The organism is Thermus sp. (genome assembly GCF_039793865.1).
GTDB lineage: Bacteria > Deinococcota > Deinococci > Deinococcales > Thermaceae > Thermus.
The window spans coordinates 1-20807 of sequence record NZ_JBAMMI010000060.1 but is presented as its reverse complement, the minus strand read 5'-3'; the positions used below and the strand labels follow the sequence as shown (position 1 = coordinate 20807).

Below are 20807 nucleotides of genomic sequence, written 5' to 3'. Positions count from 1 at the left end.
TAGCATGGGCCGCGTGAGCGCTTGGGAAGCCCTTCTCCTAGGCATCGTGGAGGGCCTCACGGAGTTCTTGCCCGTTTCCTCCACGGGCCACCTCACCCTCCTCTTCCACCTCCTGGGCCTGCCCGTGGAGGCCGACCCCTTCCTCAAGACCTTTCTCATCGCCATTCAGCTCGGGGCCATCCTGGCGGTGCTCCTCCTTTACGGGAAGCGCTTCGCCGCGGACCGGGGGCTTTGGGCGCGCATCGGGGTGGCCTTCCTGCCCACGGCCTTCCTGGGCTTTCTCTTCTATCCCCTCATCAAGGGGGTCATCCTGGGGAAGGACGGGGTGGTGGTCTTCTTCCTCTTCTTCGTGGGCCTAGCCTTGCTCTTCGCCGACCGTCTGGCGGAAAGGGCCCGCTACCAGGACGTGAAGGAGCTTCCCCTCCTCAAGGTGGCCTGGATCGGGGTGTTCCAGGGAATGGCCGCCCTCTTCCCCGGCACGAGCCGGAGCGGGGCCACCATCCTGGGAGGGCTTCTCCTGGGCCTAAGGCGCAAGGCGGCGGCGGAGTTCAGCTTCCTCCTGGCCTTGCCCACCATGCTGGCGGCGGTGGGGTACGACCTCCTGAAAAGCGCCCCGGGGATGCCGGAAGGGGGCTTGGAACTCCTCCTCCTGGGCTTCGCCTCCGCCTTGGTGACCGCGCTGGCCACCGTGCGCTGGATGGTCTCCTTCGTGGAGAGGGTGGGGTTCCGCCCCTTCGCCTACTACCGCATGGTTCTGGCCCTGGTCTACGCCTACTTCTTCCTACGCTAGGGCCAGGGCGCGGTCCAGGGCCTTCAGAAAAGCCCCGTAGAGCTCCTTCCGGGCCCCTTCCCCCATGAGGCCGAGGCGCAGGACCTGCCCCCGGGTGGGGCCGATGCCCCCGGCCACGGCCACCCCCTCGGCGTAAAGGGCCCTCACCAGGCGGTCCGCCTCCACCCCTTCCGGGGGGCGCACCACCAAGACGGTGGGGAGAGGGCTTTCCTTGGGATAGGGCCGGAAGCCCCGGGCCATGAGCTCCTCCAGGACCCAGGCGTAGACCTCTCGGGCGCGCCTTTCCCGGGCCTCGAGGCCCTCCTCCAGGGCCAGATCCAGGGCCTCCAGGAGGGCGTAGTGGAGGAGCACCGGGGTGGTGTGGTGGTAGCCCCCCCGCTCCCAGTGCTCGGCCACCCGGGCGAGGTCCAGGTACCAGCCCCGCTTCCCCGTGAGGGCCCTCCTGGCCTCGAGGCTCAGGGCGATGGGGGCGAGGCCAGGCGGGGCGGAAAGGCACTTCTGGCTCCCGGTGAAGGCGTAGTCCACCCCCATCCTCTTCATGGAAAAGGGAAGCATGCCCAAGGTGGTGACGGCGTCCAGGAAGAAAAGGGCCCCGGCCTCCTTGGCCAGGGCCCCCACCTCCGCCGCCGGGTTCAGCACCCCGGTGGAGGTCTCCCCGTGGACCAGGGCCACCATGCGGTAGCGCCGCTTCCTAAGCTCCCTCGCCACCCTCTCCGGGTCCACGGTCTCCCCCGGGGGGAAGTCCAGGACGGTGGGCTCGAGGCCGTGGAGGGCCGCCATCTCGGCCACCCTCTGGGAAAAGGCCCCGTTCACCAGGACCAGCACCGGGCCCCGGTCCAGGTTGGCGAGCCCCGCCTCCATGCCCAGGCTACCCGAACCCGCCAAGGCGGCCAGCAAGGCCCCCTCGCCGGGGTCAAAGAGCCTTCTCAGGCGTTCCTGGATGGCGCGGTTGACCCGGAGCACCTCGGGGTCCAGGTGGCCGCGCATGGGGCGGAGAAGGGCCTTTTGCACGCGCTCGGGAATGGGGGTGGGTCCTGGGGTGAGCAAGAGCATCCTGAGCCTCCCTAAAAGCCGAGGCCCCCGCGGGCAAACCCGGGGGGCCCTTCCCGAAGGAAGGGGCCCCCTACCGGGTAGCTCGCAGGAGCCTCATTGAGGGGCACTTTAGCAAAACCCCTTCCCCTTGTAAAGTGCTAGGTGGATGAAGGACTACTACGCCATCCTGGGGGTGAGCCGGGAAGCCACCCAGGAGGAGATCAAGAGGGCCTACCGCAGGCTCGCCCTCCAGTACCACCCCGACAAGAACCCCGGGGACAAAGGGGCGGAGGAGCGCTTCAAGGAGATCAATGAAGCCTACTCCGTCCTCTCCGACCCCGAGAAGCGGGCCCAGTACGACCGGGGGCTTCTTGGGGAAGGGAGCTTCCAGGCCGAGGACCTCTTTGACCTCTTCGCCCAGGTCTTCGGCTTTCGTTCCCCCGGCCGCCCGGCCCCCCGGGGGGAGGACCTCGAGGTCCAGGTGGAGGTGGAGCTCCCCGACCTCCTTCGGGGCAAGGAGGCGGAGGTGACCTACAGCCGCCTGGTCCCCTGCGAGGCCTGCGGGGGCCAAGGAGGCAAGCGGGTGGCCTGCCCCACCTGTGGGGGCCAGGGGGTGGTGGAGACCTACCAGCGGGGCCTCTTCGGCACCTTTTTGAGCCGCACCCCCTGCCCTCACTGCAAGGGCCAGGGCTTCCTCCTGGCGGAGGCCTGCCCCGTCTGCCGGGGCCGGGGCCGGGTGCCCCGGGAGGAAAGGGTGCGGGTGCGGATTCCCCCGGGCATGGAGGAGGGCTACCTGCTGCGGGTGCCGGGCTACGGCAACCTGGGGCCGGGAGGCCCCGGAGACCTTTACGTGCGGCTTTCCGTGCGCCCCCACCCCCACCTGGAGCGGGAAGGCCCCCATCTGGTCTACCGCCTCAGGCTCGGCCTGGCCCAGGCCGCCCTGGGCACCCGGGTGGAGGTGCCGGGCCTCGAGGGCCCAATCCCCCTGGACATCCCCCCGGGCACCGGCCACGGGGAGGTGTTTGAGCTTCCCGGGGCGGGCCTTCCCCACCCCGGGGGGCGGGGGGCTTTGAGGGTGGTGGTGGAGCTTTCCGTGCCCAAGAAGCTCTCCCCCAAGGCCAAGGAGCTCCTTCGGGCCTACGCCGAGGAGGTGGGCGAGGAGGTGGCCCCCGAGGGCCTCTGGGAAAAGCTCAAGGGGCTCTTCCGCAAATAACCCTCCCCGTGGTAAAGTGAGTCATTCCGGGTCGCTTTAGGGTGGCCCCCTGGGTCTAAAGCAACCCCTCAAGCCCCGGATACGGGCGCAAGCCCGGAGGAAGAAGGAGCGGTATGCAGAAGGGTCGGGTCAAGTGGTTTAACGCGGAGAAGGGCTACGGCTTCATTGAGCGCGAGGGGGACACGGACGTCTTCGTCCACTTCAGCGCCATCAACGCCAAGGGGTTCCGCACCCTGAACGAGGGCGACATCGTCACCTTTGACGTGGAGCCGGGCAAGAACGGCAAGGGCCCCCAGGCGGTGAACGTCACCGTGGTGGAGCCGGCCCGCAAGTAAAGGCCTCTGGAAACCGCCCCGGCTTCCCCCGGGGCGGTTTTCCATCACCCGCTTCTCAGGAGGATGGGGGTAGGATAACCGGGATGCGGGCCTTAAGCCTCAGCCTACGGCCGGCCTCGCCGGAGGACGCCCCCGTGCTCCACGGCCTTTTCCTGAGAAGCCCCGGCTACTTCGCCCTGATCGGCATGGAGCCCCCTACCCTCGAGGACGTCCTCCAGGACCTGCGCACCCTCCCCCAGGACCCCCGCCGGCGGGCCTTCCTCCTCTTCCTGGAAGAGGAGGCCGTGGGCTATCTGGACTACAAGCTCCACTACCCCGAGGCCCGAGACGCCACCCTAAGCCTCCTCCTCATCCGAGAGGACCGCCAGGGCCAGGGGCTTGGAAAACGGGCCCTGAGGCACCTGCTGGGCCACCTCGCCTGGGTGGAGCGGCTTTACGCCGTGGTCTACGGGCACAACCCCCGGGCCAAGACCTTCTTCCGGTCCCAGGGGTTCCGCCACGTTAAAGACGGAGGGCCCGCCCTCAGCTGGTACGTGCGGGAACTCTGACACCCCCCGTGCTGGCCCTAGCCAGCACGGGAGCCCTGGGAAGGAACTACCCTAGGCCCGCCAGCTTGCGGTTTTTCTCAATGTAGAACTTCCACTGCTCGGGCACGTCCTCCTCGGGGAAGATGGCGTTCACCGGGCAGGCGGGCACGCAGGCCCCGCAGTCAATGCACTCCTCGGGGTGGATGTAGAACTGGTCCCCCCCGTCGTAGATGCACTCCACCGGGCAGACTTCCACGCAGGACTGGTCCTTCACGCCGATGCAGGGCTCACAGATCACGTGCGGCATCCTTCACCTCCCGAGCTACCGCTCCTCCCTATTTTAGGGCACCCGTCCTCCTGTCAAGGCCCACCCCCTTCTTGGGCGGATCCCCGGCACCCCCGCGGTCATACCCCCAGGTGCCGGAAGAAGGCCTCGCGGGGGATGGCCCCCAGCACCTCCTCCCCCCGGGTCACCAGGACCAGGGGCTGGCGGAGGAAGAGGGGGTAAAGCTCGCTCATCGCCACCTCCGCCTCCACGCTGGGCACCTCCTCCAAGGGGAGGATGTGGTCGGCGAGGCCCAGAACCCCCACCGGTCTTCCCGCCTGCTCCAAGAGGGCCACCCCGCGGCCCTCGTAGGCCTCCAGGGCCTCCGCCCGGGGGAGGGGCCGGGCCAGGCGCCAGGCCGGGGTGGGGCCTAGAAGCCCAGCGGTGAGAAGGGTGAGGCAGGGCACCCGCACCGCCCGGCCCGCCACGGCCAGGGCAAAGGAGAAGGTGAGGAGGAAGGCAAGCCCTTCCAGGAGGCCAAAGAGGTTGAACCCCCGCCACCCAAGCCGCCCCTCGCCCCCCAGGAGGTAGTGGACGAGGAGGGAGGAAAGAAGCCCCAGAACCAGGGCCGCCAGGTAGGCAAAAAGCCCGGCCAGGCGAAGCTCCTTCACCGTGCGCATGGGCTTAGCTTACCAGGTCTTCCTCCCGGTCCACGTCCACCCCCACCTCGGGGTAGGGGGTAATGAGGGCCCTGGCCTCCACCCCCAAAAGGCGCCTGGCCCGAGCCTCCAACTCCCCAAGGGAAAGCCTTCCCAGAAGGAGCTTCAGGAGGATGTCCCAGCCGATGCGCCGGGCCAGGGCCAGGGGCCTTTTCCGGAGGGCCACCACCTCCTTGGCCAGGGGCAGGGCCCGGAAGAAGAGGGGCTTGTCCAGAAGGAGGAGGTTGCCCCCGGTGAAGGTGCCCTCCCTCAGGCGGGCGTAGGTGCGGCGGTTCCCGGGAAAGCGGGCCTCCACCCGCTCCTTGGGCACGATGGGGTAGACCAGGGCCGCCTCCGGGGCCCGCTCCAGGACGAAGCTCACCGCCTCGGGGGTCAGGTGGGGGAGGTCGGCGGTGGCCACCAAGACCCTCCCCTCCACCTGGGCCAGGGCGGCCTCGAGGTTGGCGAGGAGGCTCCCCTGGTCGGGAAGGGTGAGCCTCGGAGGGGGGGAAAGCCCCGGGTTTTCCCCCACGTAGATGGCCGAAAGGCCCGCCCCCGCCAGGGCCTCCAGGACCCACTCCGCCATGGGCCTTCCCCGGTAGGGCACCAGGGCCTTGCTCCTGACCCCGTACTTGCCCGCCCAGGCCTCCCGGCCCCCTCCCAAGACGATGGCCTCCACCCCCCCATGCTACCCAAAAAAGCCCCCGGCCCTTTGGGCCTGGGCCGGGTCCGAAGCGCCCCTTATACCCTTTTGGCGTGAACCCTTCGCCTAAGCCAAGGCGATAAGGCCCCTGTGAGCCTTCTTTCCCGGGGCCCCCAGGCTGGCGCAAGCCAGCCTGGGGTGGTATTAAAGGGGGCTCAGGGTGAGGCGGAGGACCTGGTTGCCGCTCAGCCGCACCGTTTGCACTAGGGTGCGGTAGCCCTTGGCCACCAGGGTGAGCTCGTGCTCGCCCAAGGGGGCCTCGAGACGGAGGTAGCCCCCCTTGGCCACCCCCACCTCCTCCCCGTCCAGGAAGACCCGGGCCTCCACGTTGAGGTAGAGCTCCAAAACCGCCCGCACCGGGGTGAGCTCCACGTAAAGGCGCACGCTCTCCCCGGGGCGCACCTCCACCTGGGAGCGGTACTCGGCGTAGCCCGGGGCCACCACCCGCACCTGGTGGAAGCCGGCCTCGAGGCTCACCCTAAGGGGAGCCCGCCCCACCAGGCGGCCGTCCACGTAGACCTCCGCGCCCTCGGGCCTGGCCTCCAGGAGGAGCTCCCCGGTGCGGAGAGGCCTCAAGTTGGCGGAAAGCCGGGTCTCCCGCCCCCCCTCCACCCGGACCGAGGCCGCGTAGGGCTCGTACCCCGGGAGGCGGAGCTCCACCCGGTAGCTGCCCTCGTCCGGGCTGAGGCGCAAGGGGGTGCGGCCCTGGAGGCGCCCGTCCAGGTAGACCTCGGCCCCTTGAGGGCTGGTCTCCAGGTAAAGGGTGCCCGTGCGGGGCAGGGGCACCAGGCGGACCTCAAGCCTTGCGGTCTCGCCCCGGCGCACCTGGACCACGGCCTGGTAGGGCTGGTAGCCGGAAAGCCTGAGCTCCACCTGGTAGCGGCCCTCGGGGAGGGCAAGGTTCAAGGGCGTGCGGCCCCGCAAGGCCCCCTCCACGTACACCTCGGCCCCGGATGGGGTGGAGTCCACGCTCAGGCTTCCCTGCCGGGGCTCGGGGGAAAGCTGGGCGGAGATCCGCACCTGCTCCCCCGGCTTGGGGTTCACCGTGACCCGGTAGGGCTGGTAGCCGGAAAGCCTGAGCTCCACCTCGTGCCGCCCCGGGTTCACGGAGAGGCTGAGGGGGGTGCGGCCCTGGAGGCGCCCGTCCAGGTAGACCTCGGCCCCTTGGGGATTAGAGTCCACGCTTAAGGTGGCCGTAGCCGGAGGAGGGGGCGCCATGCGGCCCACGAAGTACCGGGCCACGTCCGTGACCCAGTCCTTATCCGGCAGGGGCTCTATCACGATGGAAAGCGCCCGGGCCAGGCCCTCCGCCCCCTGGACCTTTACCCGGTTCGCCTCCACGTCCAGGATCTCCCCCAAGGAGAGGGGGCGGCGGCTGGCCACCGCCAGGATCTTGTCCTCCCCCTCGGGGCCGGTGATGGTGTAGCGGTAGCGGGCCCCTTCTGGGGGGAAGCGCCGGGTCTCGCCCGCCCGGAGGAAGTTGTCCCGCTCGTAGGCGTTGGGGAGGATGGGGTCTATCTTGCCGTCGGCGTTGACGTTGAAGAGGTAGACGTAGGCGTCCCGGTTGACGTTCACGTAGATGTAGATGGGCTCGCCCACCTGATAGACGGCGCTCCCCCGCTTGGCCGGGTCCTTGTCCACCCACACCCGGACCTGGAGGTCCGTGGGCACCGGGTTGATGAGGATGCCCTGAGGGGTTATCTGTTGGGCCAAGGTGAGGCCCAGTCCCAAAACCGCCGCGAGGAGTTTCCGCATCGCTCTCACCTCCGCCTTCAGGCTAAGCCCAAGGTGTGAAAATCCTGAGGAAAAAAGGCCAAGACCCCTTAAGGCTCGGCGTAGGCGCCAAGGGCGCGGAAGCGGCGGTAGCGGTTCTGGTAAAGGGCTTCCGGGGAAAGCCCTTTGAGCTCCTCCAGGGTCCTTAGAAGGGCCTCCTTGATGTTCCTTATGGCCCCTTCCGGGTCCTTGTGGGCCCCGCCCTCGGGCTCGGGGACGATGGCGTCCACCACCTTGAGCCTAAGGAGGTCCTCGGCGGTGAGCTTTAGGGCCTCGGCGGCCTTCGGGGCCTCCTTGGCGTCCCGCCAGAGGATGGCGGCGCAGGACTCGGGGCTGATGACCGAGTACCAGGCGTTCTCCAGGATGAGGACCCGGTTGGCCACGGCGATGGCCAAGGCCCCCCCGCTCCCCCCCTCCCCCAGGATCACCGTCACGGCGGGGACCCGGAGGCGGCTCATCCGCTGGATGCTCTGGGCGATGACCCAGGCCTGCCCCCTTTCCTCGGCGGAGACCCCGGGGTAGGCCCCGGGGGTGTCCACGAAGGTGAGGAAGGGGTAGCCGAAGCGGTCCGCCAGGTCCATGAGGCGCATGGCCTTGCGGTACCCCTCGGGGTGGGGCATGCCGAAGTTGCGCTGGAGGTTCTCCTTGGTGTCCCGGCCCTTCTGGTGCCCCACCACCACAACCTTCTCCCCCTCGAGGTAGGCGAGCCCCCCCACGATGGCGGGGTCGTCGGCGAAGGCCCGGTCCCCGTGGAGCTCTATGAAGTCCTGGAAGGCCTTCTCCAGGACGTCCAAGGTGGTGGGCCTCCCGGGGGCGCGGGCGAGCTGGACCCGCTGCCAGGGGGTGAGGTTCCCGTAGGTCTCCCTCTTGAGCCGGGCCAGGCGCTCCTCCAGGAGGCGGATCTCGGCCTCGAGGTCCACCCCCGTGGCCTTGGCCGTCTCCTTGAGCTCTTGGATGCGCTTTTCCAGCTCCAGGATGGGCTTTTCAAACTCCAGGGGCATAGGCCACTCCGGGGTGCAGGTGGCGGAGCACCCTAACCAGCTCGTCCCTGAGCTTCCGGCGGTCGGTGACCCGGTCCACCATGCCGTGCTTCAAGAGGAACTCCGAGCGCTGGAAACCCTCGGGGAGCTCCTGCCGGATGGTCTGGCGGATGACCCGGGGCCCGGCGAAGCCGATGAGGGCCCCGGGTTCGGCGAAGATCACGTCGGCCAGGGCGGCGAAGCTCGCCGTCACCCCTCCCGTGGTGGGGTCGGTGAGGACGGAGACGTAGGGGAGGCGCTTGGCGAAGAGAAGGTCCAGGCTCATCACCGTCTTGGCCATCTGCATGAGGGAGAGGGCGGCCTCCTGCATCCTTGCCCCCCCCGAGGCGGCCACGATAACCAGGGCCCTCCCCTCCTCCGCCGCCCTTTCCGCCCCGCGGGCGATCTCCTCCCCCACCACGCTCCCCATGGAGCCCCCGGCGAAGGCGTAGTCCATGACCATGAGGACCGCGGGCACCCCCCCGATCCGGCAGGTGCCCCCCAGGATGGCGTCGGGCCTATGCGTCTCCTCCTGGTAGGCCTTGAGCCTTTCCGCGTAGGGCTTGGTGTCCACGAAGCCCAAGGGGTCCAGGGGCCGAAGCCTCGTGATCTCCTGGAAGGTCCCGGGGTCGGCCAGCATCTCCACCCTCTCCCGGGCGGGCATGCGGTGGTGGTGGCCGCACTTGGGGCAGACGTAGAGGTTTTCCTGGAACTCCTTCTTATAAAGCTGGACCCCGCAGGCCTCGCACCTGGTCCAAAGCTCGGGGACGTCCCGGCCTCCCCCGCTGGGCCGCTTCCTGCGGAAGAGCCTCTCCAGGGCCATCACCCCTCCTTGGGGGCCTCGAGGACCCGCTGCTCCCCGACCACGCTCTGGCCCACGAAGACCGCCCCCGCCTCCACGTCCAGGGTCTGGGCCCGGAGGGTCCCGGTGAAGCGGGCGGTCTTGGAAAGGGAAACCTTTTCCGCCACCAGGTCCGCCTTGACCTCGCCGTGGATGTGAACCGCCTTGGCCTCCACCCGCTCCCCCTCTACCCTCCCCGTGGGGCCTACCTCCAGCTCCCCCTCCACCAGGACCAAACCCTGCACCCTGCCGTCTATGCGCACATGGCCCTTGGCCTTGAAGTCTCCCAGGACCTCGGTATCGGGACCCAGGTAAGTGAGGGTACGCTCCTTTCTTCCCAGCATCCGCCCCATTCTACCGGGTGTACCAGGTGGGGTCCAAGTAGGCCACGGGGTTCATCGGCGTCCCGTAGCGATAGACGCCGTAGTGGAGATGGGGCCCGGTGGAGCGTCCGGTGGAGCCCACGTAGCCCAGGACCTGGCCCCGCTTTACCCTCTGGCCGGGGCGCACGGCGGCGCGGGAAAGGTGGCCGTAGAGGGTCTGGTAGCCCTGGGCGTGGTCCAGAAGCACCGCCAGGCCGTAAGCCCCCATCCACCCCACCCGGACCACCACCCCGGCTCCCGTGGCGTAGACCGGGGCCCCGTAGGGAGCGGAAAAGTCCAGGCCGTCGTGGAACTCCCAACCGGGCCCGAAGGGGTTTTGGCGCATGCCGAAGAAGGAGGTCACCCCCCCATGCCCCCGGAGGGGAAGCCCCCGGGGAAGGCTCTCCTCTATCTCCAAGGCGCGCTCCAGGGCGGGGGCCACCTCGGCCAGCTGGTTCTTCAGGTCCAGAAGGGTGGCCTCCACCTCGGTCCAAGCTGCCATGGCCCCGCCCCCTCGAGCCCCTTCCCGGTAGCGGACGGGGGTGGCGTTGATGGGGGAAAGCCCAGCCCGGCGGCGGAGCTCGTCTATCTTCTTCTTCAGGGCTTCCAGCTCCTTTTTGGTGCGCTCCGCCTCCTGGGAGAGAGCCCCGTTCTTGGCCCGCTCCGCCTCCAGGGCCAGGGAAAGCCGCCGTGCCTCCTGCGAGAGGGCAAAAAGCTTGGCCTCCAGGGCCCACGCCTCCTTGGCCCGGTGCCAGAGGTAGAAGTTCACCCCCGTCCAGAGGGCGAGGAAGGCCAGGAAGAGGCCGAGGGCCCATCCGGGAAAGGTGAGGGCCCGGCTCCCCCCGCCGCTTTTGGCCAGGAGGAGGGTGTACCGGGCGAGCCGCTTCCTTTTCATCGCAGAGAGTATACCACCCGGGAAGCCGGGGGCCAACCCTAAAACTCTTAGACCAAATCCAGGATCAAGGGCATAGGCCGGGCTTCCTCCCCCAAGGCGTAGGCGGCCTTGAGGTGGGCCAGGGCCTCCTCCAGGCCCCGGCTCCGGTGGTAGACCAGGGCCAGGGCCTCCCCCCTTGCCACCCGGTCCCCGGGCTTCTTGAGGAGCCACACCCCCACGCCGTGGTCAATGGGCTCTCCCTTCTTCCGCCTCCCGCCTCCCAGGGCCAAAACGGCGAGGCCCACCCGGTAGGCGTCCACCTCCCGCACCACGCCCTCCCCTTCGGCGAGGAGGGGAAGCTCCTCGGCGAGGGGAAGGAGGGAAGGGTCCTCCACCACCCGGGGGTCCCCCCCCTGGGCCTCGAGGAAGGCCCGGAACTTCTCCAAGGCGGCCCCGCCCTCCAGGGCCTTGCGGGCCAGGGCGGGGTCCAGGCCCTCGAGCTTTAAGGCCTCCTCCGCCAGGGCCAGGGCCACGGCCACGAGGTCCTCGGGGCCCCTTCCCTTCAGGGTTTCTATGGCCTCCCGCACCTCTATGGCGTTCCCCACCGCTTGCCCCAGGGGGGCCTCCATGGAGGTGAGGAGGGCCCTGACCCGCCTTCTTGCCCCCTCGCCGATCTCCACCATGGTCTTGGCGAGAAGCCTCGCCTCCTCCAGGGTCTTCATGAAGGCCCCCTTGCCCACCTTCACGTCCAAGACGATGCTCCTCGCCCCGGCGGCGAGCTTTTTGCTCATGATGGAGCTCGCGATGAGGGGGATGCTCTCCACCGTGGCGGTGACGTCGCGGAGGGCGTAAAGCCTCCCGTCCAGGGGGGCGAGGTCCGGGCTTTGGGCGGCGATGACCAGGCCCACCTTCCGGGCCCTTTCCAGGAACTCCGCCTCGGTCATCTCCCCCCGCCAGCCCGGGACGGATTCCAGCTTGTCTATGGTCCCCCCGGTGTGGGCGAGGCCCCGGCCCGACATCTTGGCGAAGGTGCACCCGCTGGCGGCCAGCACGGGCCCCACCACCAGGCTCACCTTGTCCCCCACGCCTCCTGAAGAGTGCTTGTCCACGGGGTGGGGAAGGCCAAAGAGGTCCAGCACCTTCCCCGAGCGGGCCATGGTCTCGGTGAGCCAGAGGGTCTCCTCCCGGTCAAGGCCCCGAAGGAAGGCCGCCATGAGCCAGGCGGAAACCTGGTAGTCCGCCACCTCGTCCCGGAGGTAGCCGAGGAGGAAGGCCTCGAGGTCCTCCCGCCGGTGCTTAAGGCCGTCCCGCTTCTCCCGGATGAAGGCCACGGGGTTCATGGGCCCATGCTACGCTAAGGGCGTGGCCACCCGGTACCGGTTCGGGCTGGAAGAGTACGAACGGCTCTTCCAAGGGGTACGGAACGTGGAGCTTCTAAAGGGGGAGGTCTACCGGATGAGCCCCATCGGCCCCAAGCATGCCTGGAACGTGGCCCGTCTAACCCGGCTTTTCACGGAGGCCCTGGGGGACCGGGCTGTGGTCTGGCCCCAGAACCCCATCCGCCTACCCCCCCACTCCGAGCCCCAGCCCGACCTCGCCCTCCTCCGCCCCAAGGACTATGGCGAAACCCTCCCTAGCCCCGAGGACATCCTCCTCCTCATAGAGGTGGCGGAAACCAGCCTGGACCACGACCCAGGCCTAAAGCTTCCCTTCTACGCCGAGGCGGGCATCCCCGAGGTGTGGCTCCTGGACCTCAAGGCAAACCGCCTCCACGTCTACCGGACGCCCAAGGCCGGGGTGTACACGGAGCACCGCATCCTCCTCCCCGGGGAGGAAGCCGAGCCCCTGGCCTTCCCTGGGGTACGGATCCCCTGGAGCTAAGCGCCCGCGCCTTGGTTTCGCAGCATGGGATGACCGAACCGGGGCTAGGGGGAAGTCCTTCTGGGGCCCCCGCCGCGGCTTTCGCCGCGGTGGGGTACTTAAGCTTTCCCCACGGAGCCGAAAAGCTCCATGCGGCTTTTCACCACCTCCTTCACCGCCTCCCGGGCGGGGCCCAGGTACTTCCTCGGGTCAAACTCCTTGGGGTTTTTCCCCAGGGTCTCCCGCACCAAGGCGGTGAAGGCGAGGCGGAGGTCGGTGTCGGTGTTGATCTTGGCGATGCCCAAGGAGATGGCCTTCCTGATGTCCTCGGGGTGGATGCCCGCGGCCTCCCCGATCTCGCCCCCCGCGGCCCGGAAGCGCTCCACGAGCTCCGGGGGCACGGCGCTCGCCCCGTGGAGGACGAGGGGGGCGGGAACCAGGGCGGCGATCCTCTCCAGGCGGGGGTGGTCAATGAAGGGCCTCCCCTTTCCCTTGTAGGCCCCGTGGCTCGTGCCGATGGCCACCGCCAGGTAGTCGGCCCCGGTGCGCTCCATGAAGACCCGGGCCTCCTCGGGGTTGGTGAGGAGGGCGTCCTTCTCGTCCACGGCCACGTGCTCCTCAATGCCCGCAAGCCGCCCGAGCTCCGCCTCCACCGTGACCCCCACGGCGTGGGCCGCCTCCACCACCCGCTTGGTCTCCCGGACGTTGGTCTCAAAGTCCTCGTGGGACTTATCGATCATCACGCTGGTGAAGCCCGCCCTCAGGGCCCTCAGGACGCTCTCGTAGCTGGAGCCGTGGTCCAGGTGCACGGCCACGGGCACCCGGGCCTCCTTGGCCAGCTCCACCACCATGCAGGTGAGGGCTTTGCCCCCGTACTTCATCGCCCCCTCGGATAGCGCCAGGATCACGGGGCTTTTCGCCTCCTCGGCGGCCTCGAGGATGGCCTGGGTGAACTCCATGTTGTTGGTGTTGAAGGCCCCTACCCCGTACCCTTCCGCCCGCGCCCTTTTCAGGATTTCCAGACCCGTCGCCAGCATAAGCGCCTCCGGCCCCGATTATACCGGCATGGAAGCGTGGAAAGGGGCTCAGTAGGCCTGCCCCGTGGCCTTGGTGAGGAGGAGCCGGAACTCGTGGGGGCTGGTGGCGGCGGAGAGGGCGTCCTCGAGGGAGATGAGGCCCTCCCGGTAGAGCTCCACCAGGTGCTGGTCAAAGGTGCGCATCCCGTGGATGGAGCCCTCCATCATGGCCTCCTTGATCTGGGGGGTCTTGTCCTCGTCCTTGATGAGCTCCCGGACGTAGGGGGTGGCGATGAGGACCTCCAGGGCCAGGACCCGCCCCTGGCCGTCCGCCCGGGGGAGGAGCCTCTGGGAGAGGATGCCGAGGAGGGACTCGGCGAGGAGGATACGCACCTGCTGGTGCTCGTGCAGGGGGAAGAACTCGATGACGCGGTTGATGGTGCGCCAAGCGTCCAGGGTGTGCAGGGTGGAGAGGACCAGGTGGCCGGTCTGGGCGGCCATGAGGGCGGCCTCCACCGTCTCCTTGTCCCGCATCTCCCCGATGAGAATCACGTCGGGGTCCTGGCGCATGGCGTACTTGACCCCGGAGTAGAAGCTTTCCGTGTCCAGCCCCACCTCCCGCTGTACCACCAGGCTCTTCTTGTGCTTGTGGAGAAACTCTATGGGGTCCTCAATGGTGATGATGTTCTTGGCGTAGTGGAGGTTGATGTGGTCAATGAGGGCCGCCAGGGTGGTGCTCTTGCCGCTCCCCGTGGGCCCCGTGACCAGGATGAGGCCCCGCTCCTTGGCGGCGAGGCCTTCCATCACCTCCCGGGGAAGGCCCAGGGCTTCAAAGCTCGGGATGACCTCGGAGACCACCCGCATCACCAGGCCGAAGCTTCCCCGCTGCCTCAGGAGGTTGCAACGGAAGCGGGCCACCCCGGGGATGGTGTAGGCGAAGTCCATCTCCTTGCGGTACTCCATCTCCTCCCACTGCTCCGGGGTAAGGAGGGCCCGGGCGATGGCCTCGGTGTCCTTGGGGGTGAGGGGGCGGTTGCCGAAGGGCCTAAGCTTCCCGTCCACCCGCACCACGGGCGGGGCCCCCGCCTGCAGGTGGATGTCCGAGGCCCGGGCCTGGACCATGGCCTTGAACATCTCCACAAGGCTTTGCCTACCTTCCTGGGGTTGGGCCTCGCTCACGGGTAGACCTCCAGGTTATCTATAAGCCGCGCCTCGGGAAACCGCCCGGCCACGATCCCCCTGGCCCCCACGACCCAGTCGGCGAGGGGCAGGAGGGTCTCCGGGTGGACGATGGCCAGGTAGTCCGTGCGGAACTCGGGCACCTCCCGAAGGACCCCCTCCCCCGCCCTAAGGGCCTCGGCCACGCTTTCCCCCCTTCCCGCCACCTCCCGCATGGCGGAAAGGGCCTGGTAGAGCACCGAAGCCTTCCTGCGGGTCCCGGGGGAGAGGTAGACGTTGCGGCTGGAAAGGGCCAGGCCGTCCTCCTCCCGCACCGTGGGCACGCCCACCACCTCCACGGGGAAGCCCAGGTCCTGGACCATCTTCCGAATGACCAAAAGCTGCTGGTAGTCCTTCTCCCCAAAATAGGCCCTTTGGGGGCCTACCAGAAGGAAGAGCCTGGCCACCACCGTGGCCACCCCCTGGAAGTGGCCGGGGCGCACCTCCCCTTCCCAAAGGGCGGTGAGGGGGCCCTCCACCTGGACCCGGGTGGCGAAGCCTTTGGGGTACATCTCCTCCACCCCGGGAGCGAAGAGAAGGTCCACGCCAGCTTCCTCCAAGAGGGCCTGGTCCCGCTCCAAGTCCCGGGGGTAGCGGTGGTAGTCCTCCCCGGGACCGAACTGCAGGGGATTCACGAAAATGGAAACCGCCACGAAGGGGTTCTCCCGCCGGGCCCGTTCCACCAGGGCGAGGTGCCCGCGGTGGAGGTAGCCCATGGTGGGGACGAAGCCCACCCCTTCCTTGGGCAGGGCCTCCCTTAGCTCGGCCACGGTGCGGACCACCTTCACGGGCTCCAGTATACTTTCTCCGTGGGGAAGAAGAAGCGCGAGGAAAAGCTCAAGAAGAAGGCCCTGAAGGAGTGGGAGGCCCGGCGGCCCAAGACCTTCCGCGAGGCCCTCCGGTACTTCCCCGGGGTCTTTCTGCGCACCGCCTTGGTGATGATGGGGGCGGTGGCCCTCATCCTCCTCCTCGGCGCCCTGGGGCTTGGGATCGCGGCGAGCTTCTGGTTCCAGCTTTTGGTCTACCTGGGGTTTTACCTGGCTTTCCAGCGCTTCATCATGGGGCCCTTGGCCCCTCCTAGGCTGAAGTAGCTGAGCGCCCGCGCCTTGGTTGGGGTGCCCTGGCTTGGGCTAGGGAGGGGCTTTTGGGGGCTTCCGCTCTGGCTTCTCCCAGAGCGGGGTACCTAAGCACCCGCTGCAACACGGGATGCCCGAGCTTGGGCTGTGGGAAAGCCCTTTTAGGGCCCCCACCGCGGCAAAAACCCTGGTTTAGACCCTGTCGGCGTCGGCCCAGAAGCCCTCGAGGTCGTAGTAGGCCCGGGCCTCGGGGGTCATGAGGTGGACCACCACCTCCCCGTAGTCCAGGACCACCCAGCGGGGGCTCTGCCCCTCGGTGGGCCGGGGGCGGAGGCCCTCCTCCTCCAGCTTCTCCTGCAGGTGCCGCTCCAGGGCCTGCAGGTGAGGGGTGCTGGTGGCGCTGGCCAGGACGAAGTAGTCCAGGGTTTCGGAAACCCTGCGGAGATCCAGGGCCACCACGCCTTCCGCCTTCTTTTCCAGGAGCAGGTCCTTGATGCGTCCCACCAAGTCCAGGGCCTCCTTGGTCTTCACCATCCGAGCTCATTGTAGCAGGTCCCGCCCAAGCTCCACCACCACGCCCTCCAGGGGCCGGTGGGGAGCGAGGAGGGGCAGGTGGAAGAGGTCGGCGAAGTAGGCCCCGGCCTCGGGGTCTTGGGCGTAGACGGCGCTCTTGACCACATGGGCAGCTTCCTCCTCGGCCCCTATTCCCTCCTGGGCCAGGAAAAGCCGGGCCCAGGCCAGAAGCTCAGGCTCCCCCCTAAGGCGCACGGCCACCCGGGGAGGCGAAGAGGAAGGAGCCCCACCGAAGAAGGCGGAGAGGAAGCGCCCCTTCGCCTCCTCGTCCACATAGAGGAAGGTGCCGGGGCCCTCCCGGGTGGGAAGGGTGGCCAAGGTAAGCCTGAGCCCCCGCACCGCCGGAAGGTGGACGAGGAGCTCCTCCAGGGTGAGGTCGGTGTCCAGCTCCCCCCAGGCCTCCCGCAGGGCCTGGGTGAGGGCAGGCCAGGTCCTGGGATCTTGCGCCCTCTTCATGACCTGCCCGACCACCTCCTTAATTCGGTCCAGCCGGGCGTAGTCCCCCAGGGCGTCGTGGCGGAAGCGCATGTACTTCACCGCCTCCTCGCCCGAGAGGTGAAGGGGCCCCGCGGGAAAGTCTATGAAGAGCTTCGCCGCCCGGTCGGTGTAGCGCATGGGCTTTTCCAGGTAGACCTCCACTCCCCCCACGGCGTCCACCACCCGGGCCACGCTCTTTAGGGTGAGGACGAGGTGGCGCTCGGCCACGAGGCCCGTGGCCTCCTCCACCGCCCGCTTCAAAAGCTCGGGCCCGCCCCGCCCGTAGGCGGCGTTGATCTTGCCGCTCACGAGGGGGCTAAAGAGGTCCCGGGGGATGGCCACCCCCTTCACCTCTCCCCCCTCGAGGCGCAGGTAGAAGATGGTGTCCGTGCGGCTTCCGGGACCGCAAGGGGTGTGGTAGCCGCAGTACTCGATGTCCCGGGCGGCCACCACCACCCCCATCTCCGGCAGGGGCCCAAGCCGCACCGGGCGGACCTCCTCCGAAGGCGCGCGGGGCCAGGAGAGCACCCCCCCAAGGGCGAAGAGGGCCAGGGCCAGGAGAAGGAAGAAAAGCCTAGGGCGCATCCTTCAGGCTGCGGTAAACCGCTAGGGTCTTGGGGTGGACGGGAATCCCCTTGGCGGCGAGGTAGTTCACCTTGTTCTCCACCGCCCGGCGGTAGGCCTCAAGAAGCTCCCCGGAAAGGGCGAGCTCCCGGATCTCCCCGTTCACCCCCCTGCCCGGCTCGGAGATGTCGGCGACGTAGAGGGCCATGCCCAGGGCGTTCTCCGGGTCCACCCCGTGGACGTGGCCCTCTATGGCCTCTAGCACCTCCTCATCCCCCACCCCCCAGGCCTCGGCCAGCCTGCGGGCCGCCCGGCCGTGGAGGGAAAGGGGGTGGGCCCGCTCCACCTCGTTCTCCGGGGGAGCCAGCCTCTTTAGCTCTTCCTCGGGGAGGTCCCGGGCGGCGTCGTGGAGGAGGCCCGCAAGGTAGGCCCGCTCCCCGTCCAGCCCGTTTTTCTCGGCGATCTCCTTGGCCAAGGCCGCCACCCGGAGGATGTGCTCCAGGCGCTCGGGACGCACCAGGGCCCTGACCTTCTCCAGAAGCTCAGCGGTAGAGGCCGTGCTTTTCAAGGTACACCTCCACGGGGCGGGGAACCCAGTAGCGGACGCTCAGGCCCTCCTTGAGGCGCCTGCGGATCTCGGTGCTGGAGATGCCCACCTCGGGAACCAAAAGGGGCACCACCGGCAGGGGCACCCCCTCTAGGGGGTAGCCGGGACGGGCCACGGCCACCAGGGTGGCGAGCTCGGGGAGCCTTCGCCCCTCCTTCCAGGTGAGGACGTCCCGGTAGGCGTCCGCCCCGGTGATGAAGAAGAGCTCGTCCTCCGGGAAAAGCCGCCGGGCCTCCTCCAGGGTGTCCACGGTGTAGCTGGGGCCTGGCCGGTCCAGCTCCAGCCTCGAGGCCCAAAAGCGCCCGTCCTCCCCCGTGGCCAGGAGGACCATCTCGTAGCGGGCCTCCGGGGGGGCCACGGGGGTCTTGTGGGGGGGCCGGGCGGCCACCACGAAGAGCACCCGGTCCAGGCCGAGGGCGCTCGCCGCCTCGCTGGCGGCGATGAGGTGCCCCAGGTGGATGGGGTCAAAGCTCCCGCCGAAGAGGCCCAGGCGCACCTATCCCTCCGGGATGTACTCAAACTCCAGCCCGGCCACCCGCACCACGTCCCCCGCCCGCACCCCCTTGGCCCTGAGGGCGGCCTCCACCCCGTGGCGCTTGAAGAGCTCCTGGAGGTAGCCCGCGGCCTCGAGGAGGTCCCCCTTGAGGCGCCTTAGGCGGCGCTCCACCTCGGGGGCCCGCACCTCGTAGACCCCCTCCTCCAGGGGCACCACCTCCACCCCCGCCCTGACCTCGGTCCGGGGCGCGGGCTTGGGAAGCTCGGGGGCGGGGGTGGCCTGCACCAGGTTCCAGAGGGCCTCCTTTAGCCCCGGTAGCCCCTCCCCGGTGAGGGCGCTCACCGGGACCACGGGAAGCCCCTCCTGGGCAAGCCCCGCCACCTGGGCCGCCACCTCCTCCGGGGAAAGGAGGTCCACCTTGTTGAGGGCCACGAGGCTCGGCCGCAGGAGGAGCCCCCGGTCGTAGGCCCCCACCTCCCGCCTCAAGGTGCGGAGGGCGGAAAGGGGGTCCTCCGTGGCGTCCAGGACGTAGAGGAGGACCCGGGTTCGGGCGATGTGGCGCAGGAACTCGAGGCCCAGGCCCCTGCCCTGGCTCGCCCCCGCGATGATCCCCGGGATGTCGGCCAGGGTGAAGCGCTCCTCCTCGGAGACCTCCACGACCCCCAGGTTGGGGCTTAAGGTGGTGAAGGGGTACGGGGCGATCTTGGGGTGGGCCCGGGTGGTGGCGGCGAGGAGGCTGGACTTGCCGGCGTTGGGGTAGCCCACCAGGCCCACGTCGGCGATGAGCATCAGCTCCAACCTGAGCCTCCGCTTCTCCCCCTCCTCCCCCGCCTCGGCGAAGCGGGGGGCCTGGCGGGTGGGGGTGGCGAAGTGGGCGTTCCCCCGCCCCCCTTCTCCGCCCCGGGCCACCAAGACGGTCTGGCCCTCCTCGGTGAGGTCGGCCAGGAGCTCCCCGGTGTCGGCGTCGTAAACCCGGGTGCCTCGAGGCACCTCAATGAAGAGGTCCTCCCCGGCGCGGCCGTGCTGGCCGCTTCCCTTGCCGTGCTCCCCGTCTTCGGCCTTGTAGGTGCGCTTGGAAAGCCCGGAGAGGGAGTCCACGCTCCCCCGGGCCCTGAGGTAGACGTCCCCCCCCCGCCCCCCGTCGCCCCCGTCCGGCCCCCCCTTGGGCACGAACTTCTCGCGGCGGAAGGAGACGGCGCCGTCGCCACCCCTACCGGCGGCGACGGTGATGTGGAGAACGTCCCGAAAGGCCAAGGCCCCCTAGCTCAAGGGGCGCACGTGGACGTAGCGGCCGAGGCGCCCCTTGTCCTGGAACTCCACCACCCCGTCCACCAGGGCGAAGAGGGTGAAGTCCCGGCCCATGCCCACGTTCTTGCCTGGCTTGAAGCGGGTTCCCCGCTGGCGGACCAGGATGTGGCCCGCCCGCACCACCTGGCCGCCAAACCGCTTCACCCCCAGGCGCTTGGACTGGGAGTCGCGGCCGTTTTTCGTGGAACCAAGTCCCTTTTTATGCGCCATGGCTCACCCCTGGATCTCCTTGATGAGGATCTCGGTGTAGGGCTGGCGGTGCCCCCGCTTCCTGCGGTACTGCACCTTGGCCTTGAACTTGGAGACGGTGATCTTCTTGCCCCGGCCGTGGGCCAGGACCTCGGCCACCACCTTGGCCCCCTCCACGTAGGGCGCTCCCACCGCCACCTTCTCGCCCCCCAGGAGGAGGACGGGAAGCTCCACCTGGCTCCCCGGCTCGGCCTGAAGCTTCTCCACCTTCAGCCTCAGGCCGGGCTCCACCCGGTACTGCTTTCCACCCGTCTTGACGATCGCGAACATGGCTTCCCCTTTAGGCCCTTGGGCCCTACCGGCCTTTCACTATACCCAAACCTTAGCCCTCCTGCAAGCCGAAGCCCCCCTTGCGGGGGGCTTTCCTGGTGGAGCCGAGGGGATTCGAACCCCTGACCTCCTCAATGCCATTGAGGCGCGCTCCCAACTGCGCCACGGCCCCAGGCAAGGCCCATGGTACCGGGGAGAGGGCCTCTTGTCAACGGGGCCAGAGGCCGATGAGGAGGGCCAGGGCGGCGAAGACCGCCCCCAGGATGACGGTGAGGCGGTAAAGCCCCCCCGTGACCCCCCGGGCGGAGAAGAGGTCGGCGGAGGCTCCCATGAGGTCCCCCGCCCCCTGCTTGGGCTCCTGCACCAGGACCAGGTAGACCAAAAGCCCCGCCACGCCGAGGTAGAGGAGGATGACCAGGGTGTAGAGGAAGTCCATACCCCTACCACTCTAGCGCGGGAAGGCCCGGGTGTCCACCTGGCAAGATGGGGGCATGGACCTGGCCGGGATCCACGCCGCCTTTCGCCGCATCGCCCCCTACACCCACCGCACCCCCCTCCTCACCTCCCGCCTTCTGGACGAGCTTTTGGGCAAGCGCCTCCTCCTCAAGGCCGAGCACCTGCAAAAGACCGGGAGCTTCAAGGCCCGGGGGGCGCTTTCCAA

The 20807-nt window shown here is 69.0% G+C and carries 28 protein-coding genes and 1 tRNA gene; 7 read left to right on the top strand and 22 right to left on the bottom strand.

What is annotated here, in order from left to right; all coding sequences use genetic code 11:
• The first annotated feature begins 4 nt into the window (after positions 1 to 4).
• Entirely contained in the window at positions 5 to 790 is a 786-nt protein-coding gene (locus tag ABJK26_RS05845; RefSeq protein WP_347241340.1) for an undecaprenyl-diphosphate phosphatase, read from the top strand.
• On the opposite strand, the gene ABJK26_RS05840 is transcribed toward ABJK26_RS05845, so the two are convergent.
• Positions 782 to 1843 carry an aminotransferase class V-fold PLP-dependent enzyme gene (locus tag ABJK26_RS05840; RefSeq protein WP_347241338.1) on the bottom strand — a complete coding sequence of 354 codons (1062 nt, stop codon included), beginning with the start codon at positions 1841 to 1843 and terminating at the stop codon, positions 782 to 784. The genes ABJK26_RS05845 and ABJK26_RS05840 overlap by 9 nt on opposite strands.
• Before the next feature lie 145 nt (positions 1844 to 1988).
• Between ABJK26_RS05840 and ABJK26_RS05835 the strand changes: the two genes are divergently transcribed.
• From ABJK26_RS05835 to ABJK26_RS05825, 3 genes are all read left to right on the top strand, one after another.
• Positions 1989 to 3035 carry a J domain-containing protein gene (locus ABJK26_RS05835; RefSeq protein ID WP_347241336.1) on the top strand — a complete coding sequence of 349 codons (1047 nt, stop codon included), beginning with the start codon at positions 1989 to 1991 and terminating at the stop codon, positions 3033 to 3035.
• Positions 3036 to 3148: 113 nt separating this feature from the next.
• Positions 3149 to 3370: a cold-shock protein gene (locus ABJK26_RS05830; RefSeq protein WP_038064636.1), complete on the top strand. Its 222-nt coding sequence runs from the start codon at positions 3149 to 3151 to the stop codon at positions 3368 to 3370.
• Positions 3371 to 3453: 83 nt separating this feature from the next.
• Positions 3454 to 3918, top strand: a complete 465-nt coding sequence (locus tag ABJK26_RS05825; RefSeq protein WP_347241334.1) for a GNAT family N-acetyltransferase — start codon at positions 3454 to 3456, stop codon at positions 3916 to 3918.
• 46 nt (positions 3919 to 3964) lie between these two features.
• Here the strand turns inward: ABJK26_RS05825 and ABJK26_RS05820 are convergent, their stop codons facing one another.
• From ABJK26_RS05820 to ABJK26_RS05780, 9 genes are all read right to left on the bottom strand, one after another.
• Positions 3965 to 4204 (bottom strand): ferredoxin, encoded by a 240-nt coding sequence (locus ABJK26_RS05820; protein WP_347241333.1) that lies wholly within the window; start codon positions 4202 to 4204, stop codon positions 3965 to 3967.
• A 98-nt stretch (positions 4205 to 4302) separates the two neighbouring features.
• Positions 4303 to 4842: a hypothetical protein gene (locus ABJK26_RS05815; RefSeq protein ID WP_347241332.1), complete on the bottom strand. Its 540-nt coding sequence runs from the start codon at positions 4840 to 4842 to the stop codon at positions 4303 to 4305.
• A 4-nt stretch (positions 4843 to 4846) separates the two neighbouring features.
• The gene (locus tag ABJK26_RS05810) at positions 4847 to 5539 is read right to left on the bottom strand and encodes an NTP transferase domain-containing protein (protein WP_347241331.1); all 693 of its coding nucleotides are present in this window, start codon (positions 5537 to 5539) and stop codon (positions 4847 to 4849) included.
• 168 nt (positions 5540 to 5707) lie between these two features.
• Positions 5708 to 7318: a PEGA domain-containing protein gene (locus ABJK26_RS05805; protein WP_347241329.1), complete on the bottom strand. Its 1611-nt coding sequence runs from the start codon at positions 7316 to 7318 to the stop codon at positions 5708 to 5710.
• A 68-nt stretch (positions 7319 to 7386) separates the two neighbouring features.
• Positions 7387 to 8337, bottom strand: a complete 951-nt coding sequence (locus ABJK26_RS05800; RefSeq protein ID WP_347241327.1) for an acetyl-CoA carboxylase carboxyltransferase subunit alpha — start codon at positions 8335 to 8337, stop codon at positions 7387 to 7389.
• Positions 8321 to 9178, bottom strand: coding sequence for an acetyl-CoA carboxylase, carboxyltransferase subunit beta (gene accD / locus ABJK26_RS05795; protein ID WP_347241326.1), 858 nt, complete (start codon positions 9176 to 9178; stop codon positions 8321 to 8323). Before accD ends, ABJK26_RS05800 begins: the two co-directional genes overlap by 17 nt.
• A complete protein-coding gene (locus ABJK26_RS05790; protein WP_347241325.1) occupies positions 9178 to 9540 on the bottom strand; it encodes a polymer-forming cytoskeletal protein in 363 nt (120 codons plus the stop codon). Before ABJK26_RS05790 ends, accD begins: the two co-directional genes overlap by 1 nt.
• A 10-nt stretch (positions 9541 to 9550) precedes the next feature.
• Positions 9551 to 10453 (bottom strand): M23 family metallopeptidase, encoded by a 903-nt coding sequence (locus ABJK26_RS05785; RefSeq protein ID WP_347241324.1) that lies wholly within the window; start codon positions 10451 to 10453, stop codon positions 9551 to 9553.
• 47 nt (positions 10454 to 10500) lie between these two features.
• The gene (locus ABJK26_RS05780; RefSeq protein WP_347241323.1) at positions 10501 to 11772 is read right to left on the bottom strand and encodes a thymidine phosphorylase; all 1272 of its coding nucleotides are present in this window, start codon (positions 11770 to 11772) and stop codon (positions 10501 to 10503) included.
• 22 nt (positions 11773 to 11794) lie between these two features.
• Between ABJK26_RS05780 and ABJK26_RS05775 the strand changes: the two genes are divergently transcribed.
• A complete protein-coding gene (locus tag ABJK26_RS05775; RefSeq protein ID WP_347241322.1) occupies positions 11795 to 12313 on the top strand; it encodes a Uma2 family endonuclease in 519 nt (172 codons plus the stop codon).
• Between the two features lie 98 nt (positions 12314 to 12411).
• Here ABJK26_RS05775 and fba read toward each other — a convergent pair whose 3' ends face one another.
• From fba to panC, 3 genes are read right to left on the bottom strand one after another with little or no spacing between them, the layout of a single operon-like run.
• Entirely contained in the window at positions 12412 to 13329 is a 918-nt protein-coding gene (fba, locus tag ABJK26_RS05770) for a class II fructose-1,6-bisphosphate aldolase (protein ID WP_347241321.1), read from the bottom strand.
• Between the two features lie 48 nt (positions 13330 to 13377).
• Positions 13378 to 14487, bottom strand: a complete 1110-nt coding sequence (locus ABJK26_RS05765; RefSeq protein ID WP_347241320.1) for a type IV pilus twitching motility protein PilT — start codon at positions 14485 to 14487, stop codon at positions 13378 to 13380.
• Positions 14484 to 15314, bottom strand: a complete 831-nt coding sequence (gene panC, locus ABJK26_RS05760) for a pantoate--beta-alanine ligase (protein WP_347241319.1) — start codon at positions 15312 to 15314, stop codon at positions 14484 to 14486. Before panC ends, ABJK26_RS05765 begins: the two co-directional genes overlap by 4 nt.
• A 21-nt stretch (positions 15315 to 15335) precedes the next feature.
• On the opposite strand from panC, the gene ABJK26_RS05755 reads away from it, so the two are divergent.
• Complete coding sequence (locus ABJK26_RS05755; protein ID WP_347241318.1) at positions 15336 to 15617, top strand: hypothetical protein; 282 nt, start codon at positions 15336 to 15338, stop codon at positions 15615 to 15617.
• 177 nt (positions 15618 to 15794) lie between these two features.
• Here the strand turns inward: ABJK26_RS05755 and rsfS are convergent, their stop codons facing one another.
• From rsfS to secG, 9 genes are all read right to left on the bottom strand, one after another.
• The gene (gene rsfS, locus ABJK26_RS05750) at positions 15795 to 16136 is read right to left on the bottom strand and encodes a ribosome silencing factor (RefSeq protein ID WP_347241317.1); all 342 of its coding nucleotides are present in this window, start codon (positions 16134 to 16136) and stop codon (positions 15795 to 15797) included.
• A 6-nt stretch (positions 16137 to 16142) separates the two neighbouring features.
• Positions 16143 to 17237: an LCP family protein gene (locus tag ABJK26_RS05745; protein WP_347241316.1), complete on the bottom strand. Its 1095-nt coding sequence runs from the start codon at positions 17235 to 17237 to the stop codon at positions 16143 to 16145.
• The gene (yqeK, locus tag ABJK26_RS05740) at positions 17227 to 17784 is read right to left on the bottom strand and encodes a bis(5'-nucleosyl)-tetraphosphatase (symmetrical) YqeK (RefSeq protein WP_347241315.1); all 558 of its coding nucleotides are present in this window, start codon (positions 17782 to 17784) and stop codon (positions 17227 to 17229) included. The genes ABJK26_RS05745 and yqeK overlap by 11 nt, the downstream gene beginning before the upstream one ends.
• Complete coding sequence (gene nadD, locus ABJK26_RS05735; RefSeq protein ID WP_347241314.1) at positions 17759 to 18319, bottom strand: nicotinate-nucleotide adenylyltransferase; 561 nt, start codon at positions 18317 to 18319, stop codon at positions 17759 to 17761. The genes yqeK and nadD overlap by 26 nt, the downstream gene beginning before the upstream one ends.
• A complete protein-coding gene (gene obgE, locus ABJK26_RS05730; protein WP_347241313.1) occupies positions 18320 to 19573 on the bottom strand; it encodes a GTPase ObgE in 1254 nt (417 codons plus the stop codon). It lies immediately after the preceding gene.
• 6 nt (positions 19574 to 19579) lie between these two features.
• Positions 19580 to 19837 carry a 50S ribosomal protein L27 gene (rpmA, locus tag ABJK26_RS05725; protein ID WP_054638771.1) on the bottom strand — a complete coding sequence of 86 codons (258 nt, stop codon included), beginning with the start codon at positions 19835 to 19837 and terminating at the stop codon, positions 19580 to 19582.
• Positions 19838 to 19840: 3 nt separating this feature from the next.
• Positions 19841 to 20146, bottom strand: coding sequence for a 50S ribosomal protein L21 (gene rplU, locus ABJK26_RS05720; RefSeq protein ID WP_347241312.1), 306 nt, complete (start codon positions 20144 to 20146; stop codon positions 19841 to 19843).
• Positions 20147 to 20242: 96 nt separating this feature from the next.
• Positions 20243 to 20318, bottom strand: a tRNA-Ala gene (locus ABJK26_RS05715).
• A 36-nt stretch (positions 20319 to 20354) separates the two neighbouring features.
• Entirely contained in the window at positions 20355 to 20582 is a 228-nt protein-coding gene (secG, locus tag ABJK26_RS05710; protein WP_347241311.1) for a preprotein translocase subunit SecG, read from the bottom strand.
• A 55-nt stretch (positions 20583 to 20637) separates the two neighbouring features.
• Here secG and ABJK26_RS05705 point away from each other — a divergent pair.
• A partial coding sequence (locus tag ABJK26_RS05705) for a pyridoxal-phosphate dependent enzyme (protein WP_347241359.1) occupies positions 20638 to 20807 on the top strand: 170 nt, incomplete at its 3' end.

What these genes read in the sequence shown, in the direction of transcription:
- ABJK26_RS05745 (WP_347241316.1), bottom strand. Translation starts at nt 17,237, where the DNA reads ATGCGCCCTAGGCTTTTCTTCCTTCTCCTGGCCCTGGCCCTCTTCGCC.
- ABJK26_RS05825 (WP_347241334.1), top strand. Translation starts at nt 3,454, where the DNA reads ATGCGGGCCTTAAGCCTCAGCCTACGGCCGGCCTCGCCGGAGGACGCC.
- ABJK26_RS05805 (WP_347241329.1), bottom strand. Translation starts at nt 7,318, where the DNA reads ATGCGGAAACTCCTCGCGGCGGTTTTGGGACTGGGCCTCACCTTGGCC.
- ABJK26_RS05815 (WP_347241332.1), bottom strand. Translation starts at nt 4,842, where the DNA reads ATGCGCACGGTGAAGGAGCTTCGCCTGGCCGGGCTTTTTGCCTACCTG.
- ABJK26_RS05780 (WP_347241323.1), bottom strand. Translation starts at nt 11,772, where the DNA reads ATGAACCCCGTGGCCTTCATCCGGGAGAAGCGGGACGGCCTTAAGCAC.
- ABJK26_RS05830 (WP_038064636.1), top strand. Translation starts at nt 3,149, where the DNA reads ATGCAGAAGGGTCGGGTCAAGTGGTTTAACGCGGAGAAGGGCTACGGC.
- ABJK26_RS05820 (WP_347241333.1), bottom strand. Translation starts at nt 4,204, where the DNA reads ATGCCGCACGTGATCTGTGAGCCCTGCATCGGCGTGAAGGACCAGTCC.
- ABJK26_RS05845 (WP_347241340.1), top strand. Translation starts at nt 5, where the DNA reads ATGGGCCGCGTGAGCGCTTGGGAAGCCCTTCTCCTAGGCATCGTGGAG.
- rpmA (WP_054638771.1), bottom strand. Translation starts at nt 19,837, where the DNA reads ATGGCGCATAAAAAGGGACTTGGTTCCACGAAAAACGGCCGCGACTCC.
- secG (WP_347241311.1), bottom strand. Translation starts at nt 20,582, where the DNA reads ATGGACTTCCTCTACACCCTGGTCATCCTCCTCTACCTCGGCGTGGCG.
- ABJK26_RS05800 (WP_347241327.1), bottom strand. Translation starts at nt 8,337, where the DNA reads ATGCCCCTGGAGTTTGAAAAGCCCATCCTGGAGCTGGAAAAGCGCATC.
- rsfS (WP_347241317.1), bottom strand. Translation starts at nt 16,136, where the DNA reads ATGGTGAAGACCAAGGAGGCCCTGGACTTGGTGGGACGCATCAAGGAC.
- ABJK26_RS05835 (WP_347241336.1), top strand. Translation starts at nt 1,989, where the DNA reads ATGAAGGACTACTACGCCATCCTGGGGGTGAGCCGGGAAGCCACCCAG.
- ABJK26_RS05840 (WP_347241338.1), bottom strand. Translation starts at nt 1,843, where the DNA reads ATGCTCTTGCTCACCCCAGGACCCACCCCCATTCCCGAGCGCGTGCAA.
- ABJK26_RS05790 (WP_347241325.1), bottom strand. Translation starts at nt 9,540, where the DNA reads ATGCTGGGAAGAAAGGAGCGTACCCTCACTTACCTGGGTCCCGATACC.
- ABJK26_RS05785 (WP_347241324.1), bottom strand. Translation starts at nt 10,453, where the DNA reads ATGAAAAGGAAGCGGCTCGCCCGGTACACCCTCCTCCTGGCCAAAAGC.
- accD (WP_347241326.1), bottom strand. Translation starts at nt 9,178, where the DNA reads ATGGCCCTGGAGAGGCTCTTCCGCAGGAAGCGGCCCAGCGGGGGAGGC.
- fba (WP_347241321.1), bottom strand. Translation starts at nt 13,329, where the DNA reads ATGCTGGCGACGGGTCTGGAAATCCTGAAAAGGGCGCGGGCGGAAGGG.
- rplU (WP_347241312.1), bottom strand. Translation starts at nt 20,146, where the DNA reads ATGTTCGCGATCGTCAAGACGGGTGGAAAGCAGTACCGGGTGGAGCCC.